The sequence below is a fragment of the Pseudomonas oryzihabitans genome (genome assembly GCF_006384975.1).
Taxonomy (GTDB): Bacteria; Pseudomonadota; Gammaproteobacteria; order Pseudomonadales; family Pseudomonadaceae; genus Chryseomonas; species Chryseomonas psychrotolerans_B.
Map to the genome: position 1 here is coordinate 4,441,478 of NZ_CP021645.1, position 24,399 is coordinate 4,465,876.

Consider the following 24,399-nt stretch of genomic DNA (forward strand, 5'->3'; position numbering starts at 1 on the left):
CCAGGTCAGGCGGCGGGGACGTCGCGGTATTCGAGGGCGAGCGGAACGGGGCCGGTCAGCTTGACGCGTTGGGTGCGGGCGAGGGTCAGGGTGGCGCCCACCACGTCGGGCTGGATCGGCAATTCGCGGGCATTGACGTCGAGCAGGCAGACCAGGGTCACACTGGCGGGACGGCCATAGTCGAAGAGTTCGTTGAGCGCCGCGCGCACGGTGCGCCCGCTCATCAGCACATCGTCCACCAGCACCAGGTGCCGGCCGTCGATCTCGAAGGGCAGCGCCGAGGGGCGTACCTGGGGATGCAGGCCCTTCTGGGTGAAGTCATCGCGGTAAAAGGACACGTCCAGGCTGCCCAGCGGGGTATCCAGGCCGAGTTCGGCCAACAACGCCTCGGCGACCCACAGGCCGCCGGTATGGATGCCGATGAAGCTGGGATCGGTGATGCCGCGACGATCCAGCGACAGGCGCAGGTCCGCGGCCAGCCGCGGCAGGAGCTCGGCGGGGGTGGGCAGGTGCATGGCTACTCCGATTGCGGGCGCGCGGCCCGTTCCAGTTGTTGGGTCAGCCAGCCTTCCAGCAGGAGGGCGGCGGCGAGGGCATCCACCGGGCGTTCGCGATAGCCATCGCGTTGGCCGCCCTGCAGGCGTTCGCCCTTGGCGGCGTAGGTGGTGAGGCGTTCGTCATGGGTGTGCACGGGCAGGGCGAAACGCCCGTGCAGCCGACGGGCGAAGCGCTCGGCGCGTTCGCTCATCTCGCTGGGGGTGCCATCCATGTTCAGTGGCAGGCCGACCACCAGGGCGGTGGGGCGCCATTCGTCCAGCAGGCGCTGGATCTGCTGCCAGTCCGGCACGCCGTTCTGCGCCTTGAGGGTCAGCAGTTCGCGGGCCTGGCCGGTGACGGCCTGGCCGATGGCAACGCCGATCTGCCGGGTGCCGTAATCGAAACCCAGGTAGAGCCCCGTGGGCGTGCTCATGCGTGGCCCGCCTGGCGCGAGAGCAGGCGCAGGTCGATGCCCAGCAGGGCAGCGGCGGCGCCCAGGCGCTGCTCGGTCGGTGTCTCGAATAGTAGGGCGGTGGTCGCCGGCGTGGTGAGCCAGAGATTGGCAGCCAGCTCTTCCTCCAGCTGGCCGGGGCCCCAGCCGCTGTAGCCCAGGGTGATCAGGTGTCGCGCCGGGCCACTGCCGTCGGAGATGGCGAACAGCACGTCCGGCGAGGTGGTCAGGCTCAGCTCCTCGAGTTCCAGGGTGTTCTGGAACGTCGGGCCGGCATCGTGCAGCACGAAGCCGCGGTCGTTCTGCACCGGGCCGCCCGAATAGAGCGCTAGCTGAGTATCTTCCAGGGTGGCCGGTACCTCGGGCCTGAGCTGTTCGAGCAGGTCGTCCAGGTGCAGGCCGTTGGGGCGGTTGATCACCAGGCCCATGGCGCCGTCCGGACCGTGGTCGACGAGGTAGATCACCGTCTCGGCGAAATGGGGATCGTCCATCTGCGGCATGGCGATCAGGAGTTGGTGCTGTAGGGTGGTGCTGGGGGTCGGCTTCATGACCGGCAAGTTTCCCGGTTGCGCGGCCCGGCTTCAAGTACAACGACATGCGCGGCTATTGACTGGACAGGCGGTCGCCACGCTCGAAGCGCCAGGTACGGATGATCTCCAGCCGGTCGATGTCGGCGAGATCGCCACTGAAGGGCGCGAAGGGCGCCGCCAACCGGACGATGCGTAGCGCCGCCTGGTCCAGGATCGGACGCCCCGAGGACTCCAGTACCTGCACCTCGTAGAGCGAACCATCCTTGTTGATCGCCACCAACAGTCGCAGGCTGCCATAGAGCCGATCACGCTTGGCCTGCTCGGGATAGTTGAGGTTGCCGATCCGCTCGATCTTGCGCCGCCATTCCTCCTTGTAGCGGGCGCCCTTGTCCTTTTGCGTCGAGGCGGCGTTGATGCGCCAGATCTTCGGGCGTTTGGCGTACTGCTGGCGCTCCTCGGCGAGCTGGGCTTCGAGGCTGGCGAGTTCGGCGGCCTGGCTGTCGGCCTCGGGGCTCGGTGCGTCGCGCTGCTCTTGCTCGGGTGTCTCGCGGCTGGGCTCGGCCTTGGTCGGGCGCGCGGCGCGGGTGGTCACCGCCGCCTTGGGCGCCTGGGTCCGATCCGTGGCGGCCTGGCGGGCGGGTGGCGCGGCCTCACGGATCTCGCTGTCGTGAAACGGCGCCTGCACCGGCGTGCTCGGCGCGGCTGCCTTGTCCAGGGTGCCGCTGCCCTGTTGGTTTTCCTGGGCCAGGAAATCCGCCTGCTTGGGGGCTTCGTCGCTCTTGAAGCTGGCCAGTGTCACTTCCAGGGTACGGCTGATCTGGGTGGGTTCGGGCAGCGCAAAGCCGACGCCCAGGATCAGCACGACGTGCAGCAGGGTCGCGATGAACAGCGTGAAGCCCAGGCGGTCGGCGGAGCGAACCTGGGCATTGCGAGAGGGGGCGGTGCTGGGCATTGACTGGGTCGACAAGGGCAGAGGACGCGCGGCAGGGCTGGCGTCAGTCTGCGGATTGTGTCAGCGATTGTCCATGCCGCTCGGGGCGGCATGGACGGCCGCTTCAGCCCGCGCGTTTCTGCGCGATCACATCCATCAGTCGCTCGGCGATCCGGGTGTCGTAGGCCGCATCGATCTCGCGGATGCAGGTCGGGCTGGTGACGTTGATCTCGGTCAGGTGCTCGCCGATCACGTCGAGGCCGACGAACAGCAGGCCACGCTTGCGCAGCTCCGGCCCCACCGTGGCCGCGATCTCGCGATCCCGCGCCGACAGCGGCTGGGCCACGCCCCGCCCACCGGCGGCCAGGTTGCCGCGCGTCTCGCCCTGCGCCGGAATCCGTGCCAGGCAATATTCCACCGGCTCGCCATCGACCATCAGGATGCGCTTGTCGCCGTCCTTGATGCCCGGCAGGTAGCGCTGGGCGATGATCTGCTGGGTGCCGTGCGCCGTGAGGGTTTCCAGGATGACCGAGAGATTGGGGTCGCCTTCGCGATGACGGAACACCGAGCTGCCGCCCATGCCGTCGAGCGGCTTGAGGATGACGTCGCCGTGCGCGCGGGCGAATTCGCGAATGATGTCGGCGCGACGACTCACCAGCGTCGGCGGGGACAGTTCGGGGAACAGGGTGGCGAAGAATTTCTCGTTGCAGTCGCGCAGGCTAGCGGGGCGGTTGACCACCAGGGTGCCACCCCGCTCGGCCTGCTCCAGCAGATAGGTGGCGTAGACGAATTCGTTGTCGAAGGGCGGGTCCTTGCGCATCAGGATCACGTCCAGTTCACGCAGCGGCAGATCGACGCTCTCACCGAAGGCGAACCAGCGCTCCGGGTCCTGGAACACGTCCAGCTGCCGGCCTCTACCACGGGCTTCCCCGTCGACCTGGTACAAGTCCTGCATTTCGAAATAATGTAGTGTCCAGCCGCGTGCCTTGGCCGCCCACAGCATGGCCATGGAGCTATCCTTCTTGTAGGAGATGCGTTCGATGGGATCCATGACGATCCCCAGGCGGATACTCATTGGCGCTAGACCTCGGCTATACGTGGGCAAGGCGCCAGGATAGCCTCTGGATCCCCTTGAGTGCCAATGCTCGCGCGATCGTCGCAGGCTGCGGGCCGATGGTCCGCGACCAGGGGATCTGCGTGGTAGGTCACGGTATTGTGTGCTACAAAGAGGCGCCGCCACGGTGCCCTCTGATCGACATTATTCACGTTTCATCGACGATGAGCCGGTAGCTTGAACATGGAACAGTATTCGGAAGGGCTCAAGGTCATGGTGATTGACGATTCGAAGACGATTCGTCGCACCGCCGAGACCTTGCTCAAGAAAGTTGGCTGCGAGGTCATCACCGCCATCGATGGCTTCGATGCCCTCGCCAAAATCGCCGACAGTCATCCGCACATCATCTTCGTGGACATCATGATGCCGCGACTGGATGGCTATCAGACCTGCGCGCTGATCAAGAACAACAGCGCCTTCCGCGCGACACCCGTCATCATGCTGTCATCGCGTGACGGCCTCTTCGACAAGGCCAAGGGTCGCATCGTCGGCTCTGACCAGTACCTCACCAAACCCTTCAGCAAAGAAGAGCTGATCGGTGCGATCAAGACCCACGTCCCCAGCTTCACACCGCTCGAACAAGCGTCCTGAGTGCCCTGGGACGGGTGATTCAATCTAGTAGGAAATTTTCATGGCTCGAATTCTGATCGTCGACGACTCTCCCACCGAGATGTACAAGCTCACCGCCATGCTCGAAAAGCATGGCCATCAGGTACTCAAGGCCGAGAACGGCGCGGATGGGGTCGCCCTGGCGCGGCAGGAGAAACCGGATGCGGTGCTGATGGATATCGTCATGCCGGGTCTCAATGGCTTCCAGGCCACCCGTCAGTTGACCAAGGATGCCGAGACCAGCCACATCCCGGTGGTCATCGTCACCACCAAGGACCAGGAAACCGACAAGGTCTGGGGCAAGCGCCAGGGCGCCAAGGATTACCTGACCAAGCCGATCGACGAAGATACATTGCTGCGCACCCTGGCCGGTGTATTGCAGGGCTGACGTCTTACGTCCGTTTTCCGCGGCTGCGCCCTGATGGGCAGGGAATCCTATGAGCGACGCCACCACCCCCTATGAACTCCTGCGCCTGATCGATCTACGTTGCCGCGAGCGCGCAGCGGGTTTGCCGGCGCAGCAGGAAAACCAGCAGACCTGGAGTGGCATCGGCTTTCGGCTGGGTGAATTACGCTTCGTGATTCCCATGGGAGAAGTCAGCGAAATCCTGCCGGAGCCGCGTTTCACGGCGCTGCCCGGGGTGAAGCCCTGGCTCAAGGGCGTGGCCAATGTGCGCGGTCGTCTGCTGCCGATAGCCGATCTCGGTCAGTTCCTGGGGGTGAAGATCCAGGCGTTGCGCAAGCAACGGCGCATCCTGATCGTCGATCATGGCGATCTCTTCGTCGGATTGGCGGTTGACGAAGTCCTGGGCATGCAGCATTTCGACATCGGAGCCTATCGCGAGCACGACGACAGCGTGCCGCCGGGCCTGCAATTCTTTCTGGAAGGCATCTTCCAGCGCGACGTGCCATGGCTCGTGTGCAGCCCGCGCGCCCTGGTTGCGCATCCCGAATTCATGGACGTTGCAGCGTGAGGCCCAGGGCTTCACCACGACCTCGGTAGGATCGGCATCGGGATGGCAGGAACCGTCACCGACGGATGGGGGTAGGACGGCGCAGACTGGTTTCGAACGAAGCAGCGCGTCGGCCGACAAGGATAGAACTAAAGGAACCAAGGTCCAGGCGGGGGCCGCTGATGAACAAACTCAATACCGGGAAACTCAACGCGTGGGTCGCGGGCATGTTCGTGGTGCTGATCGTCGCGATCGTGCTGCTGTTCGCCAACTTCGCCTACCTCAGCACCCAGGCCGGCTACGACAGCCAATACCAGGCCCAGGCGACCGAGCTGCGGATTCTTTCGCAGCAGCTCGCCAAGAGCGCCAGCGAGGCCTCGACCGGCAAGGCCGATGCCTTCAAGGACCTGCGCGTGGCCCGGGCCGAGTTCGAGCGGCGCTGGAACATTCTGCGTAACGGCGATCCGCAAACGGGGCTGCCGCCGTCGCCAGCCTTGCTCGGCGCCCGTATGGACACCGTGGAAGGGCAATGGAGTACCTTGCGTAGCCAGGTCGATACCATGCTGAAAAGCGAGCAGACGGTGCTGTCGCTGCACCAGCTCGCCAGCGCCCTGGCCGATACCATTCCCCAGCTACAGGTCGAGAACGAAGAAATCGTCGACATCCTGATCGAGCGGGGTGCGCCTGCCAGTCAGGTAGTGGTCGCTCAGCGCCAATCGCTGCTCGCCGAGCGTATCCTGGGTTCCATCAACAAAATCCTCACCGGCGACGAGGCCGCGGTGCAGGCCGCCGACAGCTTCGGCCGCGATGCCAGCCTGTTCGGCCGGGTACTGAAGGCCATGCGTGACGGCAATGCCTCCATGGGTATCGCCAAGGTCACCGACCCCGAGGCGGTCGGGCGGCTGAACGAGGCCAACAAGCTATTCGAATTCGTCTCCGGTAACGTCGACGAGATCCTGGCCACCTCGCCCGAGCTGCTGCAGATCCGCTCTGCCGTGGGCCAGATCTACACCGGCTCCCAGGCGTTGCTCGGTTCCGTATCCGAGCTGAACGCCGGCTACGCCGCCCTGGCCCAGAGCCGCAAGATCAATACCGTGGGCAGCTATCTGCTGGTGTTCATCGCCCTCGGCGCCATTCTGTGCATCGGCTATATCCTGGTGCGCGACACCCGCCGGCGCCTGGCCGAGACCGACGAGAAGAACCAGCGCAACCAGACCGCCATTCTGCGCTTGCTGGACGAAATCGCCGACCTGGCCGATGGTGACCTGACCGTGCAGGCCACGGTGACCGAGGACTTCACCGGCGCCATCGCCGACTCCATCAACTACTCCATCGACCAACTGCGCGAACTGGTGGAAACCATCAACCAGACCGCCGTGCAGGTGGCCGCCGCCGCCCAGGAATCCCAGGACACCGCGACCGTGCTGGCCGAGGCCTCGGAGCACCAGGCCCAGGAGATCGCCGGGGCTTCCGCGGCGATCAACGAGATGGCGGTGTCCATCGACCAGGTGTCCACCAACGCCTCCGAATCCACCGCGGTGGCGGAGCGCTCCGTGGCCATCGCCAACAAGGGCAACCAGGTGGTGCACAACACCATCATCGGCATGGACAACATCCGCGAGCAGATCCAGGACACCGCCAAGCGGATCAAGCGACTGGGTGAGTCCTCCCAGGAGATCGGCGACATCGTCGGCCTGATCAACGACATCGCCGATCAGACCAACATCCTGGCACTCAACGCGGCGATCCAGGCCTCCATGGCCGGTGACGCTGGCCGTGGTTTCGCCGTGGTCGCCGACGAGGTGCAGCGACTGGCCGAACGCTCTTCGGGCGCCACCAAGCAGATCGAAGCCCTGGTCAAGGCGATCCAGACCGATACCAACGAGGCGGTCATCTCCATGGAGCAGACCACTTCGGAAGTGGTGCGCGGTGCCGCTTTGGCACAGGACGCCGGGGTTGCGCTGGAGGAGATCGAGAAGGTGTCCCAGATCCTGGCCGGCCTGATCCAGAACATCTCCAATGCCGCCCGGCAGCAATCCTCGTCCGCCAGCCACATCTCCAGCACCATGAACGTCATTCAGGAGATCACCTCGCAGACCTCGGCCGGTACCACCGCTACGGCGCGCAGCATCGGCGAGCTGGCCAAGCTGGCGAGCGAGATGCGGCGTTCGGTATCGGGTTTCAATCTGCCGAACGAGCAGCCGCTGGGCTGAACGCATCAGCCACAGCGGTGCGTGGCGAGGGGGAGACGTGGAAAGGGAGTCGAGTTGGGCGTTGTGCCGTGCTCCCGAGCTGCCGGATGCGGACTTCCAGCGCTGGCGGGAACTGCTCGAATCGCGCGCCGGGATGGTACTGGATGATCGCCAGCGCAGTTTCTTGCAGATCCACCTGGCCGCCCGCATGCGTGAGTTGGAAATTTCGGACTACGACGGCTACTACCGGATCGTCTGCGGCGGGGTCAGCGGACGGATCGAGTGGGTCCGCCTGCTCGATCGGCTGACCATCCAGGCGACCCGCTTCTTTCGTCACCCGCCGTCGTTCGCCCTACTGGAAGCCTATGTGAGCGAATTCGCCCAGGCTGCCGGAGGCAGCAGTCTGGCACTGTGGAGTCTAGGCTGTGCCAGTGGAGAGGAAGCGTTTTCGATGGCCATCAGCACCGCCGAAGTATTATCCCGGCAGGGGCACCCCATGACATTCGCGCTGACCGGTACGGACATCAGCAGCGAGGCCCTGCGTCAGGCCCGGCAGGGCACCTTCAGTCGTCAGCGCCTGGACGGCGTGCCCGTTCCGTTGCGCGAGCGCTATTTCCGGGCCCGCGAAGACGGCACCTTCGAGATTTGTTCCCGGCTGGCCGATCGACTGTGTTTCGCCCGGCTCAATGTGCTGGAGCTGAGCCAGGCTCCGTTGCAGGGTTTCAATGTCATTTTTTGTCAGAATTTGCTGATTTATTTCCGCCGCTGGCTGCGTCGAGACCTGCTCAACCAGCTGGTCCAGCGGCTTGCACCGGGTGGGCTGTTGGTTCTGGGTGTCGGTGAGGTGAGCAATTGGAGCCATCCGCAACTGATACCCGTCGAGCATCCCGAGGTCCTGGCCTTTACCCGCCAGGCGGACTGCCCGGCATGACAGGAGCCGAGATGATCGATCGACACGACTACGTAGCTCTCGAGTGGGTCAAGGGAGAGATCGCCGAGACCTTGCAGCAGGCCCGCAAGGCGCTCGAGGCGTTCGTCGACAACCCTCAGGACCGTAGCCGCCTGGGCTTTTGCCGGACCTACGTGCACCAGGTCTACGGCACCCTGCAGATGGTGGAGTTCTACGGCGCCGCCCTGCTGGCCGAGGAAATGGAGCTGCTGCTGCAGGCGCTCTACGAAGAGCGCGTGACCAGTACCGACGAGGCGCTGGAAGTGCTGATGCAGGCCATCCTGCAGGTGCCGCCCTATCTCGAACGGGTACTGGAAGCCCGGCGCGACCTGCCGCTGGCCATTCTGCCGCTGCTCAACGATCTGCGTTCGGCGCGTGGCGAAAAGCTGCTGTCGGAAACCAGCCTGTTCTCGCCAGACCTGTCCGCCACCCCGCTGTCGCTGAGCGAGGCGGAGCTGGCCGACCGGGCGTCGCCGGATTGGCTGCCCAGGCTGCGCAAGTTGCGCCAGGCCCTGCAAGGTGCTCAGGTTGGGCTGTTCCGCGACCATGACGTCCCGCTGCACCTGGATTATCTGTCCCGGGTATTCGAGCGCCTGGACCAGCTCTGCGCCGGTTCGCCCTTCGGCGCGCTCTGGCCGGTGGCCGCGGGACTGATCGAGTTGCTCAAGGCCGGCGAGTTGGACAACAGCAGCTCGATCCGCGGCCTGTTGCGACAGCTTGATCGCGAGTTGAAGCGCCTGATCACTGATGGTGTGGTGACGCTCAACCAGCCGGCGCCGGCGGACCTGCTGAAGAATATGCTGTTCTATCTGGCCAAGGCGCCGGTACAGAGTCCGCGCATCGCCACGCTAAAGGCCCATTACCGCCTGGACGAGGCGCTGCCGGATGCCGAGCTGGTGGGCTTCGAGCGGTCGCGGATCGTGGGACCGGATCGCGAGGCCATGCGTTCGGTGGTCACCGCGCTCTGCGAAGAGCTGGTGCAGATCAAGGATAACCTCGACCTCTTCGTGCGCAGCGACCGCGGGGAGATCGCCGCCCTGCGCGGCCTGCTGGCACCGCTCAAGCAGATCGCCGATACCCTGGCGGTGCTGGGCTTCGGTCAGCCGCGCAAGGTGGTACTCGAGCAGTACGAGGCCGTCGGCGAATTGGCCGAGGGCGTCCGCGATCCCAGCGATGCCGCGCTGATGGATATCGCCGGAGCGCTGCTCTATGTGGAGGCCACCCTGGCCGGCATGGTCAGTGGCAACGAGGTGGGGGATGCCGAGGAAAGCCGGCTGCCCACCACGGATATCGATCAGTTGCACCGGGTGGTGATTCGCGAGGCGCGCAATGGGCTGGAGCAGTCCAAGGACGCCATCATCGAATTCATCGCCTCCCAGTGGAACCATGTCCATCTGGAGCCGGTGCCGCTGTTGCTGACCCAGGTACGGGGTGGTCTGGCGATGATCCCCCTGGAGCGGGCCGCCGCCCAGGTGCAGGCCGCCAACGACTACATCGGTGAACAACTGCTGGGCAAGCAGGCGGTTCCTGATTGGCAGAGCCTGGACACCCTGGCCGATGCCATCACCAGCGTCGAGTATTACCTGGAGCGGCTGGCCGAGGATCCCTCCACACCCCACGACATGATTCTCGACATCGCCGACGAAAGCCTGATCGCGCTCGGTTATCCGCCCAGGGCGGCAGGGGAGGAATCGCCGCTGGAGGCTGCATCCCAGGCGTCCAGCGCGGTCGACGTGCCCTTGCCGGACGTCTCGGAGATCGAGAGCGAAGAGTCCTGGGAGCTCACCGAGCCGCCCGCCGCGGATCGCGAGGAGCGCCAGGAAGAGGGGCTGGAGCCTCTCCCGCTCAGCGAGGCGGCGAGCGACGAAGACGAGCTATTGATGCTCGACCTTCCGAGCGAGACGACGGCGCTCGACCACGAGCCGCCGGTCAGCCACCACGCGGATAGCGAAGAGTCCGAAGAGTTGTTGGCCGGGCTCGAACTGGAGGCCTTGGCACCGGCGAGTTCGGCGCCGGGCTCGGTCGCCGAGGTGTTGGCCGCCTCGGTCGATCCCATCAATCCGCCGGCGGCGCAGGTGCCGCTTGCGCTGCTGCCGCCCCCCGCCGATGCCGAGCCGGTGGAGGAGGAACTGCGCGAGGTCTTCATCGAAGAGGCCGGTGACGTCCAGGCGGAGCTGGAGCACTGGTTACCCGTCTGGCACGCCGATCCCGAGGCCCGGCCCGCCCTCGCCGAATTGCGGCGCAACTTCCATACGCTCAAGGGCAGTGGCCGCATGGTGCAGGCGCTGGTCATCGGCGAGCTGGCCTGGGCGCTGGAGAATCTGCTCAATCGCCGGCTGGACCACAGTGTTGCCCATAGTCCCGCCGTGCAACGGGTGGTGGACGATGTCTGTGCGCTGTTGCCGGAGTTGGTGACGGAGTACGCCGAGCAGCGTCAGCGCCAGCGTGACGACGTGGACTGGCTGGCCCAGGCGGCCCATGCCTTGGCCCTCAACGAGGCGCTGCCCGAGCGCAGTAGTGCGCTGCCCGCCGCTGCCGAGCTGGCGGAGCTGCCCCTGGTCGAGGTGGAGCTTGCCGAGGCCGAGGATGCTGCCCAGGCCCCGGACGAGGTCACCAATGAGGCGGATACCCAGTTGCTGGATATCTTCCGGACCGAAGCCGAGGCCCATCTCGAGACCGTTCGCCGCTATTTGGAGCACGGCGAGGCCGATACCAGCCTACCGGTATCCGACAATCTCCTGCGGGCGCTGCATACCTTGAAGGGCAGTGCCCACATGGCCGGCAGTTCGCCCGTGGCCGAGCTGGCCTCGGCGCTCGAGCGGCTGGCCAGGGAATACAAGGTCGCCCATGTGCCCTTCGCCGCGCCGGAGCGAGCCTTGCTGGACGGCGGTGCGACCCTGCTGGAAGGGCGGCTGGCGACCCTCGAAGACGGCACTTTGGCCGAGCCCTTGACCGGGGCGCCGGAGCTGATCGCCGAATGCGAGACCTTGCTGGAACAGCTGAATCTGGCCTTGCCGGTACCCGAGGCGCCAGTGCCGGAGCGTGGCGATACGCTGCGCCTGGACGATTTCCTCATGCCGGCGATGGACCTATTGCTGGAGGTGGACGAGCATCTGAGCGCCTGGCGCCTGGGCGGTCCGACCGAGGCCTGCCCAGATCTGCTGGCCGAGCGCCTGAACACCTTCGCCGACTGCGCCGCACGGGTCGGCCTGGTCGATGTCGAGCAACTCGCCGAAGCCTTGCAGGCGGTCTTTGCCGCCGTGGCCAGCGGTTCGCTGCCCGCCGATGACGCCTTCTTCCGCGAGGCGGAAGACGCCCAGGAAGCCCTGATCAGCATGCTCAACCAGTTGGCCGGTGGCATGCGGGCCACGCCCTATGACGAGCGGATCGAGGCCCTGCGCGCCTTGCTGGTGGGTATTCTTGGCGACCTGCCCATCATGGCGACCACGCTGCTGGCGGAGGCGGAGCCCGAGTCCTCTTTCGACGCCGAAACCGCAACGCCAGTGGCATCTGCGCTCGAGCTCGACGTCAATCCCGAAGCCGAAGCCGAAGCCGAAGCCGAAGCCGAAGCCGAAGCCGAAGCCGAAGCCGAGCCTGAAACCGAAGTCGATCGCGAATCTGCAGAGCGACACGCTGCGGCTGAGGATGCTCCGGCAGCAGAGGCGTCGGAGCCGGCTGCGGACGCGCCGGAAGACTTTGATCACGAAATCCAGCTGATCTTCCTGGAAGAAGCCCTGGATCTGCTGGATAGCGCCGACCGGGCCTTGGAGCGCTGGTTGGTGGAGCCGCAACAGCCTTTCCACCTCGGCACCCTGCAACGGGATCTGCATACCCTCAAGGGCGGTGCCCACCTCGCCGAGATTGCCCCGATAGCCGCGCTGGCCGGGGAGCTGGATGCCATCTACGAAGGCCTGCTCGACGGTCGCCTCGCGGGTGGCGCCGAATTGAGCGCTCCGCTGCGCGGGGCCCATGCCTGCCTGGCCGAACAACTCGAGGAATTGGCCGCAGACCAGCCGGTCAGCGACTGTGGCGAATGCATCGCCAGACTCCAGCGCATCCGGGCCGGACACCCCGAAGACCTGACGCCTGTAGCGGAGGAGGTTCCGGCGCCTCAAGAGACCGAGCCGAGCCCGCCCGAGGACGCGAGTGCCGCCCTGGCTGAGGAGTCGGTCACGGAGCCGCGGCCCGAAGCGGCGGCCTTGCCCGATGAAGAGGGACCGGACGCCGAGTTGCTGGCCATCTACATCGAGGAAAGCCGTGACCTGCTGGACAGCATGGCCGCCTCGCTACGGGCCTGGGAGGCCGATCCGCGCAATGGCCTGGAGCTGGAATCCCTGTTGCGAGATCTGCATACCCTCAAGGGAGGGGCACGCCTGGCCGAAGTGGATGCCATCGGCGATCTCGCCCACGCCCTGGAAGCCTTCTACGAGGGCCTGGCCCGGGACCGGATCAAGGCCGGGCCGAACCTGGTTGGCCTGCTGCATCTTTGCCATGACCGCCTGCACGAGCAGCTCGAAGCGCTCGCCCAGGGCCTGCCGCCAGAATCCGCCGGGGACTTGATCGAGGCCCTGCGCGATTACCGTGAGCAGCCGGTCGCCGCCAGCGAAACCGTGGTCGCGACCACGCCCGCTGCTCCTTCCGCTCCGCTCTTCGACGCAGACACGGATCCGGAAATCCTCGAGATCTTCATCGAGGAGGCCCAGGATCTGCTGGCCAGCATGGATGGTGCCCTGAGTCACTGGGCCAAGGCGCCCGACCTGGCGGTGGACGAACTGTTGCGTTGCCTGCACACCCTCAAGGGTGGTGCGCGCCTGGCGGGTCTGCCTGAGTTGGGCGAGCAGGCCCACGGCCTCGAGCAGCAACTGGCCGAACTGCGTTCGCTCGCAATGGCGGAGGGCGAGGGTGCCCAGGTTCGCGACCTGGCGGTGAAGGGCGTCGATCAGCTGCAAGCGGCCGTTGCCCAGCTATCGGCACCCGGCCAGGCCGCCGCAGCGGTTGCCGAGACGCCAGGCGATCACGAGGCGGATGACGACATCGCCGCGCTGCCGGCGGTCGAGACCCTGGGCGACGAGGTCTCAGGCGCGGCCGCGCCCGAGAGCATGGCCGCCGAGTCGTTCGACGAAATCCCGCCCGAAACGGCGTCCGAGCCCGCCGCAATCACCGAGATCGCGCCGGTCATGGTCGCGCCGGAGCCATCCAGCGCTACGCCCGCCGTCCTGCCCTTCGTCCAGCGCCTGCAGCAGGCTCGCCAGCAGGCGACGCAGCGGCGCGCCTCCCAGGAGCTGGTGCGCGTCCCGGCGGCACTGCTGGAGCAACTGGTCAACCTGGCGGGCGAGACGTCGATCTTCCGCGGTCGCGTCGAGCAACAGGTGAGCGATATCGGCAGCACCCTGGGCGAGATGGAAGCCACCATCGAGCGGGTCCGCGATCAGTTGCGGCGTCTGGACACCGAAACCCAGGCGCAGATCATCAGTCGTCACCACGAGGACGTCGACCGTGTTGGCTACGAGGATTTCGATCCGTTGGAGCTGGATCGCTACTCCCAGCTGCAGCAACTGTCCCGGGCGTTGTTCGAGTCCGCCTCCGACCTGCTGGATCTGAAGAACACCCTGGGCCAGCGCAACCGCGATGCCGAAACGCTGCTGCTGCAGCAGGCACGGGTCAACACCGAGTTGCAGGAAAGCCTCATGCAGACGCGCATGGTGCCTTTCGAGCGCATGGTGCCGCGACTGCACCGGGTGGTCCGCCAGGTCAGCGGCGAACTGGACAAGCCGGTCGAGCTGCGGGTGGGCAACGCCGAGGGCGAGCTGGATCGCACGGTGCTCGAGCGGATCATCCCGCCCCTGGAGCACATGTTGCGCAACGCCATCGACCACGGCATCGAGGACGCCGCCGCACGCCAGCGCGCCGGCAAGCCGGCCGAGGGCGTCATCAGCCTGGACCTGCGTCGCGAGGGGGGGGACATCATCCTCACCCTGGCCGACGATGGTCACGGAATCGATCTGGCCGCGGTGCGTCGCAAGGCCATCGAACGCGGCCTGATGGCGGAAGACTCGATGCTTGCCGATCAGGAGCTGCTGCAGTTCATCCTCGAATCCGGCTTCTCCACGGCGCCGACGGTCACCCAGATTTCCGGGCGTGGCGTGGGCATGGACGTGGTGCACCAGGAGGTGAAGCAACTCGGCGGCAGCATGGATATCCATAGCGTGCCGGGCGAGGGGACGCGCTTCACCATTCGCCTGCCGTTCACCGTGTCGGTGAACCGGGCGCTGATGGTGCATGCCGGCGACGATCTCTACGCCGTGCCGCTGAACACCATCGAGGGCATCGTCCGCATCACCGCCGCCGACCTCGAACGCTACTACCGTCCAGGGGCCGGCGCCTTCGAATACGGCGGCCAGCAGTACGACCTGCGCTACCTCGGTCACCTGCTCGGCAATGGCCAGCATCCCAAGCTGACCGGTCAGAGCCTGCCGTTGCCGGTGGTACTGGTGCGCTCGGCTGAATACGCCGTGGCGGTGCAGGTGGATGCGGTGGCCGGCTCGCGCGAAATCGTGGTGAAGAGCCTGGGGCCGCAGTTCGCCGGGGTGCCGGGACTGTCCGGCGCCACCCTGCTCGGCGACGGTCGGGTGGTGGTGATTCTCGACCTGCTGGCCATGATCCGCAGCCAGCACGGTGCCGACGAGGGCCAGCGGCTGGCGCACAGCCTGCCGTCGACCACCCAGGCCACCCGCCCGGCGCTGGTCATGGTGGTGGACGATTCGGTCACGGTGCGCAAGGTCACCAGCCGCCTGCTGGAGCGTCACGGCATGGAAGTCTTCACCGCCAAGGACGGGGTGGATGCCATCGCCCAGCTCCAGGAACGCCAACCGGACATCCTGTTGCTGGACATCGAGATGCCCCGCATGGACGGCTTCGAGGTCGCCACCCTGATCCGCCACGATGCGCGCCTCAAGGACCTGCCCATCGTGATGATTACCTCGCGTACCGGCGAAAAACACCGGGAGCGTGCCCTCAGCCTGGGCGTGGACGAGTACCTGGGCAAGCCTTACCAGGAGAGTGAACTCCTGGCTCATATTCATCGACTGGTCAGGGAACATGACTGAGATGCCTACCGCCCGCGTCGCCATCCTGGCCGACAGCCCGCTGCAGCGCCATGTGCTGCAGCAGGTGCTGGCCGACAATGGCTATAACGTCGTCCTCAACAGCGATCCCGAGCGTTTCGACGAAGCCGCATGGCCCGGGGTAGAGACCGATCTGTGGCTGATCGACCTGAGCCAGACGGAGGAATCGCCGCTGGTGGACGTCCTGCTGGAAGAGGCCGAGGTGCCCATCCTGTTCGGTGAGGGGCAGGCGCCGGAGCGCTTCACCGATCCCTTCACCCAATGGGAAAGACGCCTGATCGGCAAGCTCAAGCGGCTGATCGGCGATCCGGTTGCCGCGGTCGGGCCCGCATTGGAGAGCCTGCTGCAGGATCAGCCGCGCCCGCCGCGCCTGACCCTGCCCGAGCCGCTGGCCAACCTGCCGTTGCCCGCTGGCGATCCGGCGCCCGAGGTCTGGTTGCTGGCCGCCTCCATCGGCGGTCCGGCCGCGGTGAAGGCGTTTCTCGATGCCTTGCCAGGTGGATTGCCGGTGGGCTTCCTCTATGCCCAGCACATTGGCGATGGCTTCGCCGCCAGCCTCTTGCGCGCGGTGGGTCGTCACAGCCAATGGCATATCCAGGGCGTCCGTCCGGGGGAGCCGATACGCTGTGGCGAGGTGGTGGTGGTGCCGACGCAGCAGGAGCTCAATTTCAGCGCCAAGGGCGGCCTCGAGATCATCGAGCGGGCCTGGCCGGAGCCCTATACCCCCTCGATCAGCCAGATGATGCTCAACCTGGCGCAACATTTCGGCGCGCGCTGTGGCGTCATCGTCTTCAGCGGCATGGGCAATGACGGCACCGCCTCGGCGCCCTACGTCCGCCGCCGTGGCGGTACCCTGTGGACCCAGTCTGCCAGTACCTGCGTGGCCTCCAGCATGCCGGAAAGCCTGCGTGAATCCGGTCTTGCGACCTTTACCGCCGATCCCCGCGGCCTGGCCGAAGCGCTGGTGGCGCGACTGGCCGAGCAGCACAGCTGAAGGACATCGCCATGTCGACCGCCACTCCCGCCGCCGAACATCTGACCGGTCTGCTGTTGACCCTGGCCGATCGCACCCTGCTGCTGCCCAACGCAGCGGTCGCCGAGCTGGTGCCGTGCCGCGAGATCCGTCCGCTGCCGGTGCAACCCGACTGGTGCCTGGGCCAGGTGGCCTGGCGCGACCTGCGGCTGCCGTTGATCAGCTTCGAGGCGCTATCCAGTGGCAGCGCCGCGCAATTCGATGGTGACCGCCATGCCCGCGTGGCCATCCTCAATGCCCTGGGTGGGCGTGACCGGGTGCGATTCCTCGCCCTGCTGATCCGCAGTATCCCGCGCTCGCTGCGCATCACTCCCGAGCTGGCCGCTGCCGAAGTGCCCCTGGCCGCCCTGGAGTTGGGCGCCGTCGCCTACGAAGGCGGCACGGCGCGCATCCCCGACCTGATCGGGGTGGAAGAGCGACTCGCCGCGGCAGGCGTCTTCTAGTCCTGCTGGGAGAGCCGCATGGCGCCCGTTTCATCGAGCCTGATGCTGACGCCGCGATAATCGCGGAGTGTCGGCAGACCCAAGTCCAGCGGCTCGCGATGGGTGGCGGTAATGGCCACGGCATCGGCGCCGGCCGCCTTGGCCGCGGCGAAGCCGGCATGGGCATCCTCGAATACCAGGCAATCGGTAATGTCCACGCCCAGCTTGCGCGCGCCCGCCTGGAAGCAATCCGGCGCGGGCTTGCCCTGGGTGACGTCTTCGGCGCAGATCATCACCGGTGGCAGGGCCATGCCGGCCGCCGCGAGACGAACCTCGGCCAGACGGCGCGAGGCGGAGGTCACCAGCGCCCAACGGCCGGCTGGCAGGCTGGCCAGGAAGGTGGCGGCGCCAGGGATTTCCTGGATGTCGGCGACATCGGCAATCTCCAGCTCGGTGATGGCCTGGACCTCGGCGGCGATATCGGCTCCCGCGGGCGCGAAGCGTTTTACCGTCTCCACCGCCCGCACGCCGTGCATGACGGCGAGGACGGCCGCGGGGTCTATCCCGTGGCCGAGTGCCCAGGTGCTCCAGGCGCGCTCGGCGGAGGCCACGCTGGTGAGCAGGGTGCCATCCATGTCGAACAGGAAGGCGGCGTAGGGGCGAGAAGGCAGGGTCATCCAGAGCTCCGGGAACATCCGTTGGGGAAGAGTTGGACCACGTTACACGACCCGGTTCGCCGGTGCTGGACCTGCGTCCAGCTCACGGCGTCTGGAAATCCCCCCAGAGTTGCTGGGCGACGCTCAGGGCCACCACCGGCGCGGTCTCGGTGCGCAGTACCCGCGGGCCCAGGCGCGCGGGTTGGAAACCAGCGGCGCGTGCCGCGGTGACCTCGGCATCGCTCAGCCCGCCTTCCGGGCCGATCAGCAGCGCCAGGCGGGCGGGGCGGGCATGGCTTTCCAGGGGTTCGGCTACCGGGTGCAGCACCAGCTTGAGGTCGGCGGCCACGCTGGCCTGCCAATCGCTCAGCAGTTGCGGCGGATGGATCAGCGGCACGCTGGAGCGCCCGCACTGCTCGCAGGCGCTGATGGCCACCTGGCGCCAGTGCTGCAGGCGCTTGTCGGCGCGTTCGTCCTTCAGGCGGACCTCGCAACGTTCGCTGACCAGCGGGGTGATCTCGGCCACGCCCAGTTCAGTGGCCTTCTGGATCGCCCAGTCCATGCGCTCGCCACGGGACAGGCCCTGGCCTAGGTGGATCTGCAGCGGCGAATCGGGCTGGCCGGCCAGTTCTTCGGTGAGCTCCACGCTCAGGGTCTTCTTGCCCACCTCGGCGACCTGGCCCAGGTATTCCCGGCCGCTGCCGTCGAAGAGTTGCACGGCATCTCCCGGCGCCAGGCGCAACACGCGGCCCAGGTAGTGGGCCTGGGCTTCGGGCAGCTCCAGACGGCCGAGGGCCAGGGGCAGGTCGAGGTGGCAGCGGGTGAGACGCATGGCGGACTCCAGATCAGCCGGGATCGCGGTGGTTGGGGTGCAGATCACTCAGGGCGACGCTGACCGAGGTGCGGGTTGCCAGGTCGATGCCCTGGGTCGCCACCTCGGCGAGGAAGTCGATCTGCTCCGGGGTGATCACATAGGGCGGCAGGAAGTAGACCACGTTGCCCAGCGGGCGCAACAGGGCGCCACGGGAGAGGGCGTGCTGGTAGACGGCGAGGCCGCGTCTTTCCTGCCAGGGATAGGGCGTGCGGCGGGCCTTGTCGGCGGTCATCTCGATGGCCAGGGCCATGCCGGTCTGGCGTACCTCGCCGACCTGGGGATGCTCGACCAGGTGCGCGGTGGCCTCGGCCATGCGCCGGGCCAGCGGCTGGTTGGCCACGATGACGTCGTCCTCGGCGAAGATGTCCAGGGTCGCCAGGGCGGCGGCGCAGGCCAGCGGATTGCCGGTGTAGCTGTGGGAATGCAGGAAGGCGCGCAGGGTGTCGTAGTCGGCGTAGAAGGCCTGGTAGACCTCGTCGGTGGTCAGGCAGGCGGCCAGCGGCAGGTAGCCGCCGGTCAGGGCCTTGGACAAACAGAGGAAATCCGGGCGGATGCCGGCCTGTTCGCAGGCGAACATCGTCCCGGTGCGGCCGAAGCCCACGGCGATCTCGTCGTGGATCAGGTGCACACCATAGCGGTCGCAGGCCTCGCGCAGGAGGCGCAGATAGACCGGATGGTACATGCGCATGCCGGTGGCGCCCTGGATCAGCGGCTCGACGATGACCGCGGCGACGCTCCGGTGATGCTCGGCCAGGGTGCGTTCCATGTGCGCGAACATCTGCCGCGAATGCGTTTCCCAGTCCATGCCCTCAGGGCGCAGGTAGCAGTCCGGACTGGGCACCTTGAGGGTGTCCAGCAGCAGGCCCTGGTAGGTCTCGGTGAACAGCGCCACGTCCCCCACCGACATGGCTGCCACCGTCTCGCCGTGATAGCTGTTGGTCAGGGTGACGAAGCGGCGTTTCTCCGGCTGGCCCACGTTGCGCCAGTAGTGATAGCTCATCTTCAGCGCCACCTCGATGCAGGAGGAGCCGTTGTCGGCGTAGAACACCCGGTCGAGGCCGGCCGGGGTCAGGGCGACCAGGCGTTCGGACAGCTCGATCACCGGCTGGTGGCTGAAGCCGGCGAGGATGACGTGCTCCAGCTGGTCGACCTGGGCCTTGATGCGCGCGTTGATGCGCGGATTGGCATGGCCGAAGACGTTGACCCACCAGGAGCTGACGGCGTCCAGGTAGCGCTTGCCGTCGAAGTCCTCCAGCCAGACCCCCTCGCCACGGCGGATCGGGATCACCGGCAGTTGCTCGTGATCCTTCATCTGGGTGCAGGGGTGCCAGAGCACCTCCAGGTCGCGGCGCATCCAGTCTTGATTGGTCATGCTCGACTCCTGCCGGGTGGCCCGTCGGAAAAAGGGGGCGCAAGCCTAAGGCAGGCCGCACGACGGGAGCAAGGCGCGGGCCGATTGCCGGTCGTGGCGCCGGCTAGTTGCTCCGGAGCCGCTCGCGTATGCTGCGCCACCGCCGTTTCCCGGTCCCAGGAGTCTAGAAAAGATGTCGTCGCGTTGGACAGGTTTTACCGTCTGCTTGGCAGCCGGCGTATTCGCTACCAGCCTGAGCGCAGGCGCCGCCGAGAAGGCGCATAAAGAAGCGCACAAAGAGGTGCACAAGGCACCGGAAAAGGCCGCTGCCGCGCCGGCCGCGCCCAGCGGCCCCTCGGTGATCGTGGTCGGTGCCGGCATGGCCGGTCTGGCTTCGGCCTATGAACTGCAGCAGGCCGGCTGGAACGTGACTCTGTTGGAAGCCGGCCCGCGGGTGGGCGGTCGCTCGGGCCTGGCCTCCAGCGAATGGATCGGCGATGCCAAGGCCCAGCCGGTGCTCAACCATTACCTGGACACCTTCAAGCTCAAGACCGTGGACGCGCCGTCGTTCGTGCGCACCCCGGGCTACCTGATCGAAGGCCAGTACTACTCCCAGGACGACCTGGCGCAGAAGCTGCCGGCCGTGGCCGATGCGCTCAAGCGCGTTGACAAGTCACTGGACGACTTGGCCGCCGCCATCAGCGATCCGCTGCAGCCGATCGCCACCCCGACCCTGCACGCTCTCGACCAGATCAACGCCGCCACCTGGCTGGACAAGCAGAACCTGCCGCCGCTGGCGCGTCAGCTGATCAACCAGCGCATCCGGACCCGCTACGACGAGCCCTCGCGACTGTCGTTGCTCTACCTCGCCCAGCAGACCCGCGTCTATCGCGGCGTCGACGACAAGGACCTGCGCGCCGCCCGCCTGCCCGGTGGCAGCGAGGTCCTGGCCCAGGCCTTCGCCAAGCAGATCAAGACGATCAAGACCGACAACAAGGTGTCGAGCATCGTCCAGGACAAGGACGGCGTGACGGTCAAGACCGGCCCTACCGGCTACAAGGCCGACTACGTGGTCATGGCGGTGCCGCTGCGCGCCCTCGGCCAGGTACAAATGACCCCGGCGCTGGACGCCACCCAGCAGGCGGCGATCAAGGGCACCACCTACGGCTGGCGCGACCAGATCCTGCTCAAGTTCAAGACCCCGGTGTGGGACAGCAAGTCGCGCATGAGCGGTGAGATCTACAGCGACCAGGGCCTGGGCATGCTGTGGGTGGAGCCGGACGTGAAGGGCGGCGCCAATGTGCTGGTCAACCTGACCGGCGACAGCGCGCGGCTGGTACAGGCCTTCGGCGACAAGCAGATGGTCGACCAGGTGCTGATCCGCTTCCATGCCTTCTATCCCAAGGCGCGGGGTGCCTTCTCCGGCTACGAGGTGCGTCGCTACAGCCGCGATCCGGGCGTGGGCGGGGCCTATCTGGCCTATGGTCCGGGGCAGATCACCCGCTACTGGCGGCTGTGGGAAAAGCCCACCGGCCGGATGATCTTCGCCGGCGAGCACACCGATCCGCTGCATCCGGGCACCCTGGAAGGGGCCCTGGCCAGTGGTCAGCGCGCTGCGCAGCAGGTCCGCGACCTCAAGGCCGGCAAGGCCGTGGTTCCGGTGGTCGCCGGTGCCGATACCAAGGCGCCGGCGCAACCGGCGGCCGCTGCGCCCAAGGCCGCCGAGGCCGCGCCGGCCAAGGCCAGCAGCGAGCACGGCTTCTTCTGGAAGCTGTTCCACTGGTCGTTCTGATCCCCGCCTGACCGCAGGCGCCCATCCCGCGGCGCCGCCGATGGATCGGGCGCCGCTCTAGGGCGCCGTCCGATCCATCGATTCCTTCGATATTGCCTCGCCAGTTTTTCCGCTTTCATTCGATACGTTTGCCGCTAGTCTTAAGCAAGGCTTTTTCAGGAGAGAAAAGCGATGCACTGGCGCAACGACGGCCTTCGCTACGGTCTGGTCAGTCTGGTTCTGCATTGGGTCATGGCCCTGGCGATCATCGCCATGTTCGCCTCCGGCCTCTGGATGCGGACCCTGGACTACTACGACAGCTGGTACCACACCGCCCCCGAATTGCATAAGAGCGCTGGCATCCTGCTACTGATCGCTCTGGTGCTGCGCCTGCTCTGGCGTCTGGTCAGCCCGCCGCCACCGGTCGAGGGTAGTCCCCTGGTACGCCGCGCCGCGGGTGCCGGCCATTTGCTGCTCTATGCGCTGATGCTCACCGTGATGGTGGCCGGCTATCTGATTTCCACCGCCGATGGCGTGGCCATCGATGTCTTCGGCTGGTTCAAGGTTCCCGCGACCCTGAGCGGTCTGCAGGATCAGGCCGATATCGCCGGCAAGGTCCATCTCTGGTGCGCCTGGACGCTGATCATCCTCGCCGGTCTGCACGTGCTGGCCGCGCTCAAGCACCACTTCGTCGACCGCGACGGCACCCTGGTCCGGATGCTCGGCCGGGTCCATACACCGCATTGATCCTTCCTTTCCACCACTAGGAGCTCCATCCAATGCTGAAGAAAACCGTTGCCGCCCTGGCCCTGGGTACCGCTCTGCTGGGCGCTGGTCAGGCCATGGCCGCCGATTACAAGATCGACAAGCAGGGCCAGCATGCCTTCATCCAGTTCCGTATCCAGCACCTGGGTTACAGCTGGCTGTACGGCACCTTCAAGGACTTCGACGGCGCCTTCACCTTCGATCCCAAGGATCCGGCTGCCGACAAGGTCAAGGTGACCGTCAACACCGACAGCGTCGACACCAACCACGCCGAGCGCGACAAGCACCTGCGCAGCGCCGACTTCCTCAACGTCGCCGCCCACCCGCAGGCCACCTTCGTGTCGACCAAGGTCACCCCCACCGGCGAAGGCACCGCCGACGTCGCGGGCGACCTGACCCTGAACGGCGTGACCAAGCCGGTCGTCATCAAGGCCCACTTCCTGGGCGAAGGCAAGGATCCCTGGGGTGGCTACCGCGCCGGCTTCGAGGGCACCACCACCCTCAAGCTCAAGGACTTCAACATCCAGAAGGACCTCGGGCCGAAGTCCCAGGACGTGGAGCTGATGATGTCCTTCGAAGGTGTTCGCCAGTAACACGGCACCTTCAATCGGTACCCCAAGATGCCGGATTCGTCCGGCATTTTTCTGTGCGGTTATTTTTGCTGGCCCGGTGGCCGCTCGTCTGAGCGAATGGGTAGAACTCGCCTCGAGCCCCATGGTCTGCTGCCCAGGTCGCACGGTTCCTACTCCGCGCTGTGTGCGAAGCGCTATACCAAATAGTCTGATTACAGTCGCTGAAAATGCTCAAGTGCAGCGCTTGGGTTATTTACAAACAGATCTGAATGTAAGTATATTGGCCTGATAACAATTCCTATGCTCGAGCCGGTGCGAATCCCCAAGGCGCGCTGCGCATGCTCATTACCCAGCTTTCAAGGACTTCTGATATGCAGATCAAGCCGGCGCATGCCTACTTCGCTCCCGCCCTGCTGGCCATTGCCTTGGCCCTGGGCGCCTGTGGCAAGCAGGAGAACAAGGAACAGCAACAACCGCAGAAGCCTGTCGCAGTCGGCGTGGTCACCATCGAACCGCGGACCGTGACGCTGACCGACGAATTGCCCGGCCGCACCTCGGCCTTCCGTATCGCCGAGGTCCGTCCCCAGGTGAGCGGCATCCTGCTCAAGCGCAACTTCGTCGAAGGCGGTGACGTCAAGGCCGGGCAGCAGCTCTACCAGATCGATCCCCGTACCTACGAAGCCAACGTCAACTCGGCCAAGGCCTCGCTGGCCCAGGCCCAGGCCACGCTGGCCTCCAATCGGCTCAAGGCGCAGCGCTATGCCGCCCTGGTCAAGGAGCAGGCGATCAGCAAGCAGGAGGCCGACGATGCCCTGTCCATGCAGCGGCAGAACGAGGCCCAGGTGGAGTCGGCCAAGGCCGCGCTGCGCAACGCCGAGATCAACCTGGCCTACACCAAGGTCGCCGCGCCCATCTCCGGCCGTATCGGCCGTTCGATGATGACCGAAGGCGCCCTGGTCACCGCCGACCAGACCAGCGCCCTGACCAGCATCACCCAGCTCGATCCCATCTACGTCGACGTGACCCAGTCCGCCACCGACCTGCTGCGCCTGCGCCGTGAGCTGGACAGCGGCCAGCTGCAGCGCGTCCAGGGCGAGAACGCCGCCGAGGTCAAGCTGGTGCTGGAAGACGGCAGTGCCTACAGTCGCCCCGGCAAGCTGAAGTTCGCCGAGGTGTCGGTGGATCAGGGCACCGGCTCGGTGGTGATTCGCGCCGAATTCCCCAACCCCGACAAGCTGCTGCTGCCCGGCATGTTCGTGCGCGCACGGCTGCAGGCCGGGGTCCGTCAGGATGCCTTGCTGGTACCCCAGCAGGGCGTGACCCGCGACATCAAGGGCCAGCCCACCGCCATGGTGGTCACCGCCGAGGGCAAGGTCGAGCAGCGGGTGCTCAAGACCGAGCGCACCGTCGGCAGCGATTGGCTGGTTACCGATGGCATCAAACCGGGTGACAAGGTCATCACCGAAGGCCTGCAGAAGGTCCGCCCCGGTGCCACCGTCACCGCCACGCCGGCGAGCAATGTCGCCTCCGCCGGGCAACCGCCGGCGGGTCAGGGTCAGTAAGGG

The 24,399-nt window shown here is 66.4% G+C and carries 20 protein-coding genes; 12 read left to right on the plus strand and 8 right to left on the minus strand.

The features are described from left to right. Positions 1–5 precede the first annotated feature (5 nt). The 5 genes from pyrR to gshB all read right to left on the minus strand — a co-directional run bounded on the left by pyrR (position 6) and on the right by gshB (position 3,524). Positions 6–515, minus strand: a complete 510-nt coding sequence (gene pyrR / locus CCZ28_RS19975) for a bifunctional pyr operon transcriptional regulator/uracil phosphoribosyltransferase PyrR (protein ID WP_140220542.1) — start codon at positions 513–515, stop codon at positions 6–8. A gap of 2 nt (positions 516–517) precedes the next feature. Further along, on the minus strand, positions 518–970 hold the full coding sequence (gene ruvX / locus CCZ28_RS19980) for a Holliday junction resolvase RuvX (RefSeq protein WP_140220543.1): 453 nt from the start codon (positions 968–970) through the stop codon (positions 518–520). Further along, entirely contained in the window at positions 967–1,536 is a 570-nt protein-coding gene (locus tag CCZ28_RS19985) for a YqgE/AlgH family protein (RefSeq protein WP_140220544.1), read from the minus strand. Before CCZ28_RS19985 ends, ruvX begins: the two co-directional genes overlap by 4 nt. A 55-nt stretch (positions 1,537–1,591) precedes the next feature. Continuing rightward, positions 1,592–2,470, minus strand: coding sequence for an energy transducer TonB (locus CCZ28_RS19990; RefSeq protein WP_140220545.1), 879 nt, complete (start codon positions 2,468–2,470; stop codon positions 1,592–1,594). 103 nt (positions 2,471–2,573) lie between these two features. Next, positions 2,574–3,524, minus strand: a complete 951-nt coding sequence (gshB, locus tag CCZ28_RS19995; protein ID WP_140220546.1) for a glutathione synthase — start codon at positions 3,522–3,524, stop codon at positions 2,574–2,576. A 222-nt stretch (positions 3,525–3,746) separates the two neighbouring features. Here gshB and pilG point away from each other — a divergent pair, with 222 nt between their 5' ends. The 8 genes from pilG (at position 3,747) to CCZ28_RS20035 (ending at position 16,866) form a co-directional block, all read left to right on the plus strand. Next, positions 3,747–4,154 (plus strand): twitching motility response regulator PilG, encoded by a 408-nt coding sequence (gene pilG / locus CCZ28_RS20000; protein WP_007161679.1) that lies wholly within the window; start codon positions 3,747–3,749, stop codon positions 4,152–4,154. Between the two features lie 40 nt (positions 4,155–4,194). After that, the gene (gene pilH, locus CCZ28_RS20005) at positions 4,195–4,560 is read left to right on the plus strand and encodes a twitching motility response regulator PilH (RefSeq protein ID WP_007161680.1); all 366 of its coding nucleotides are present in this window, start codon (positions 4,195–4,197) and stop codon (positions 4,558–4,560) included. Positions 4,561–4,609: 49 nt separating this feature from the next. Continuing rightward, positions 4,610–5,146, plus strand: coding sequence for a chemotaxis protein CheW (locus CCZ28_RS20010; RefSeq protein ID WP_058762975.1), 537 nt, complete (start codon positions 4,610–4,612; stop codon positions 5,144–5,146). Positions 5,147–5,307: 161 nt separating this feature from the next. Continuing rightward, positions 5,308–7,338 (plus strand): methyl-accepting chemotaxis protein, encoded by a 2,031-nt coding sequence (locus CCZ28_RS20015; protein ID WP_140220547.1) that lies wholly within the window; start codon positions 5,308–5,310, stop codon positions 7,336–7,338. 61 nt (positions 7,339–7,399) lie between these two features. Beyond that, positions 7,400–8,248: a CheR family methyltransferase gene (locus tag CCZ28_RS20020; protein WP_140220548.1), complete on the plus strand. Its 849-nt coding sequence runs from the start codon at positions 7,400–7,402 to the stop codon at positions 8,246–8,248. An 11-nt stretch (positions 8,249–8,259) separates the two neighbouring features. Further along, on the plus strand, positions 8,260–15,372 hold the full coding sequence (locus CCZ28_RS20025) for an Hpt domain-containing protein (protein ID WP_140220549.1): 7,113 nt from the start codon (positions 8,260–8,262) through the stop codon (positions 15,370–15,372). After that, positions 15,365–16,384 (plus strand): chemotaxis protein CheB, encoded by a 1,020-nt coding sequence (locus tag CCZ28_RS20030; protein WP_140220550.1) that lies wholly within the window; start codon positions 15,365–15,367, stop codon positions 16,382–16,384. Before CCZ28_RS20025 ends, CCZ28_RS20030 begins: the two co-directional genes overlap by 8 nt. Before the next feature lie 11 nt (positions 16,385–16,395). Further along, positions 16,396–16,866, plus strand: a complete 471-nt coding sequence (locus CCZ28_RS20035; RefSeq protein WP_140220551.1) for a chemotaxis protein CheW — start codon at positions 16,396–16,398, stop codon at positions 16,864–16,866. Here the strand turns inward: CCZ28_RS20035 and CCZ28_RS20040 are convergent. The 3 genes from CCZ28_RS20040 to CCZ28_RS20050 all read right to left on the minus strand — a co-directional run bounded on the left by CCZ28_RS20040 (position 16,863) and on the right by CCZ28_RS20050 (position 19,747). Continuing rightward, positions 16,863–17,522, minus strand: a complete 660-nt coding sequence (locus tag CCZ28_RS20040) for an HAD-IA family hydrolase (protein ID WP_140220552.1) — start codon at positions 17,520–17,522, stop codon at positions 16,863–16,865. The genes CCZ28_RS20035 and CCZ28_RS20040 overlap by 4 nt on opposite strands. Before the next feature lie 82 nt (positions 17,523–17,604). Continuing rightward, entirely contained in the window at positions 17,605–18,333 is a 729-nt protein-coding gene (locus CCZ28_RS20045) for a 16S rRNA (uracil(1498)-N(3))-methyltransferase (RefSeq protein WP_058766164.1), read from the minus strand. A gap of 13 nt (positions 18,334–18,346) precedes the next feature. Further along, on the minus strand, positions 18,347–19,747 hold the full coding sequence (locus CCZ28_RS20050; RefSeq protein ID WP_140220553.1) for an adenosylmethionine--8-amino-7-oxononanoate transaminase: 1,401 nt from the start codon (positions 19,745–19,747) through the stop codon (positions 18,347–18,349). 172 nt (positions 19,748–19,919) lie between these two features. On the opposite strand from CCZ28_RS20050, the gene CCZ28_RS20055 reads away from it, so the two are divergent. The 4 genes from CCZ28_RS20055 to CCZ28_RS20070 all read left to right on the plus strand — a co-directional run bounded on the left by CCZ28_RS20055 (position 19,920) and on the right by CCZ28_RS20070 (position 24,396). Then, positions 19,920–21,518, plus strand: coding sequence for a flavin monoamine oxidase family protein (locus tag CCZ28_RS20055; RefSeq protein WP_140220554.1), 1,599 nt, complete (start codon positions 19,920–19,922; stop codon positions 21,516–21,518). Positions 21,519–21,689: 171 nt separating this feature from the next. Beyond that, positions 21,690–22,244, plus strand: a complete 555-nt coding sequence (locus tag CCZ28_RS20060) for a cytochrome b (RefSeq protein WP_140220555.1) — start codon at positions 21,690–21,692, stop codon at positions 22,242–22,244. Positions 22,245–22,276: 32 nt separating this feature from the next. Next, positions 22,277–22,855 (plus strand): YceI family protein, encoded by a 579-nt coding sequence (locus tag CCZ28_RS20065; protein ID WP_140220556.1) that lies wholly within the window; start codon positions 22,277–22,279, stop codon positions 22,853–22,855. A 350-nt stretch (positions 22,856–23,205) separates the two neighbouring features. After that, positions 23,206–24,396 (plus strand): efflux RND transporter periplasmic adaptor subunit, encoded by a 1,191-nt coding sequence (locus CCZ28_RS20070; RefSeq protein ID WP_140220557.1) that lies wholly within the window; start codon positions 23,206–23,208, stop codon positions 24,394–24,396. Positions 24,397–24,399: the final 3 nt, after the last annotated feature.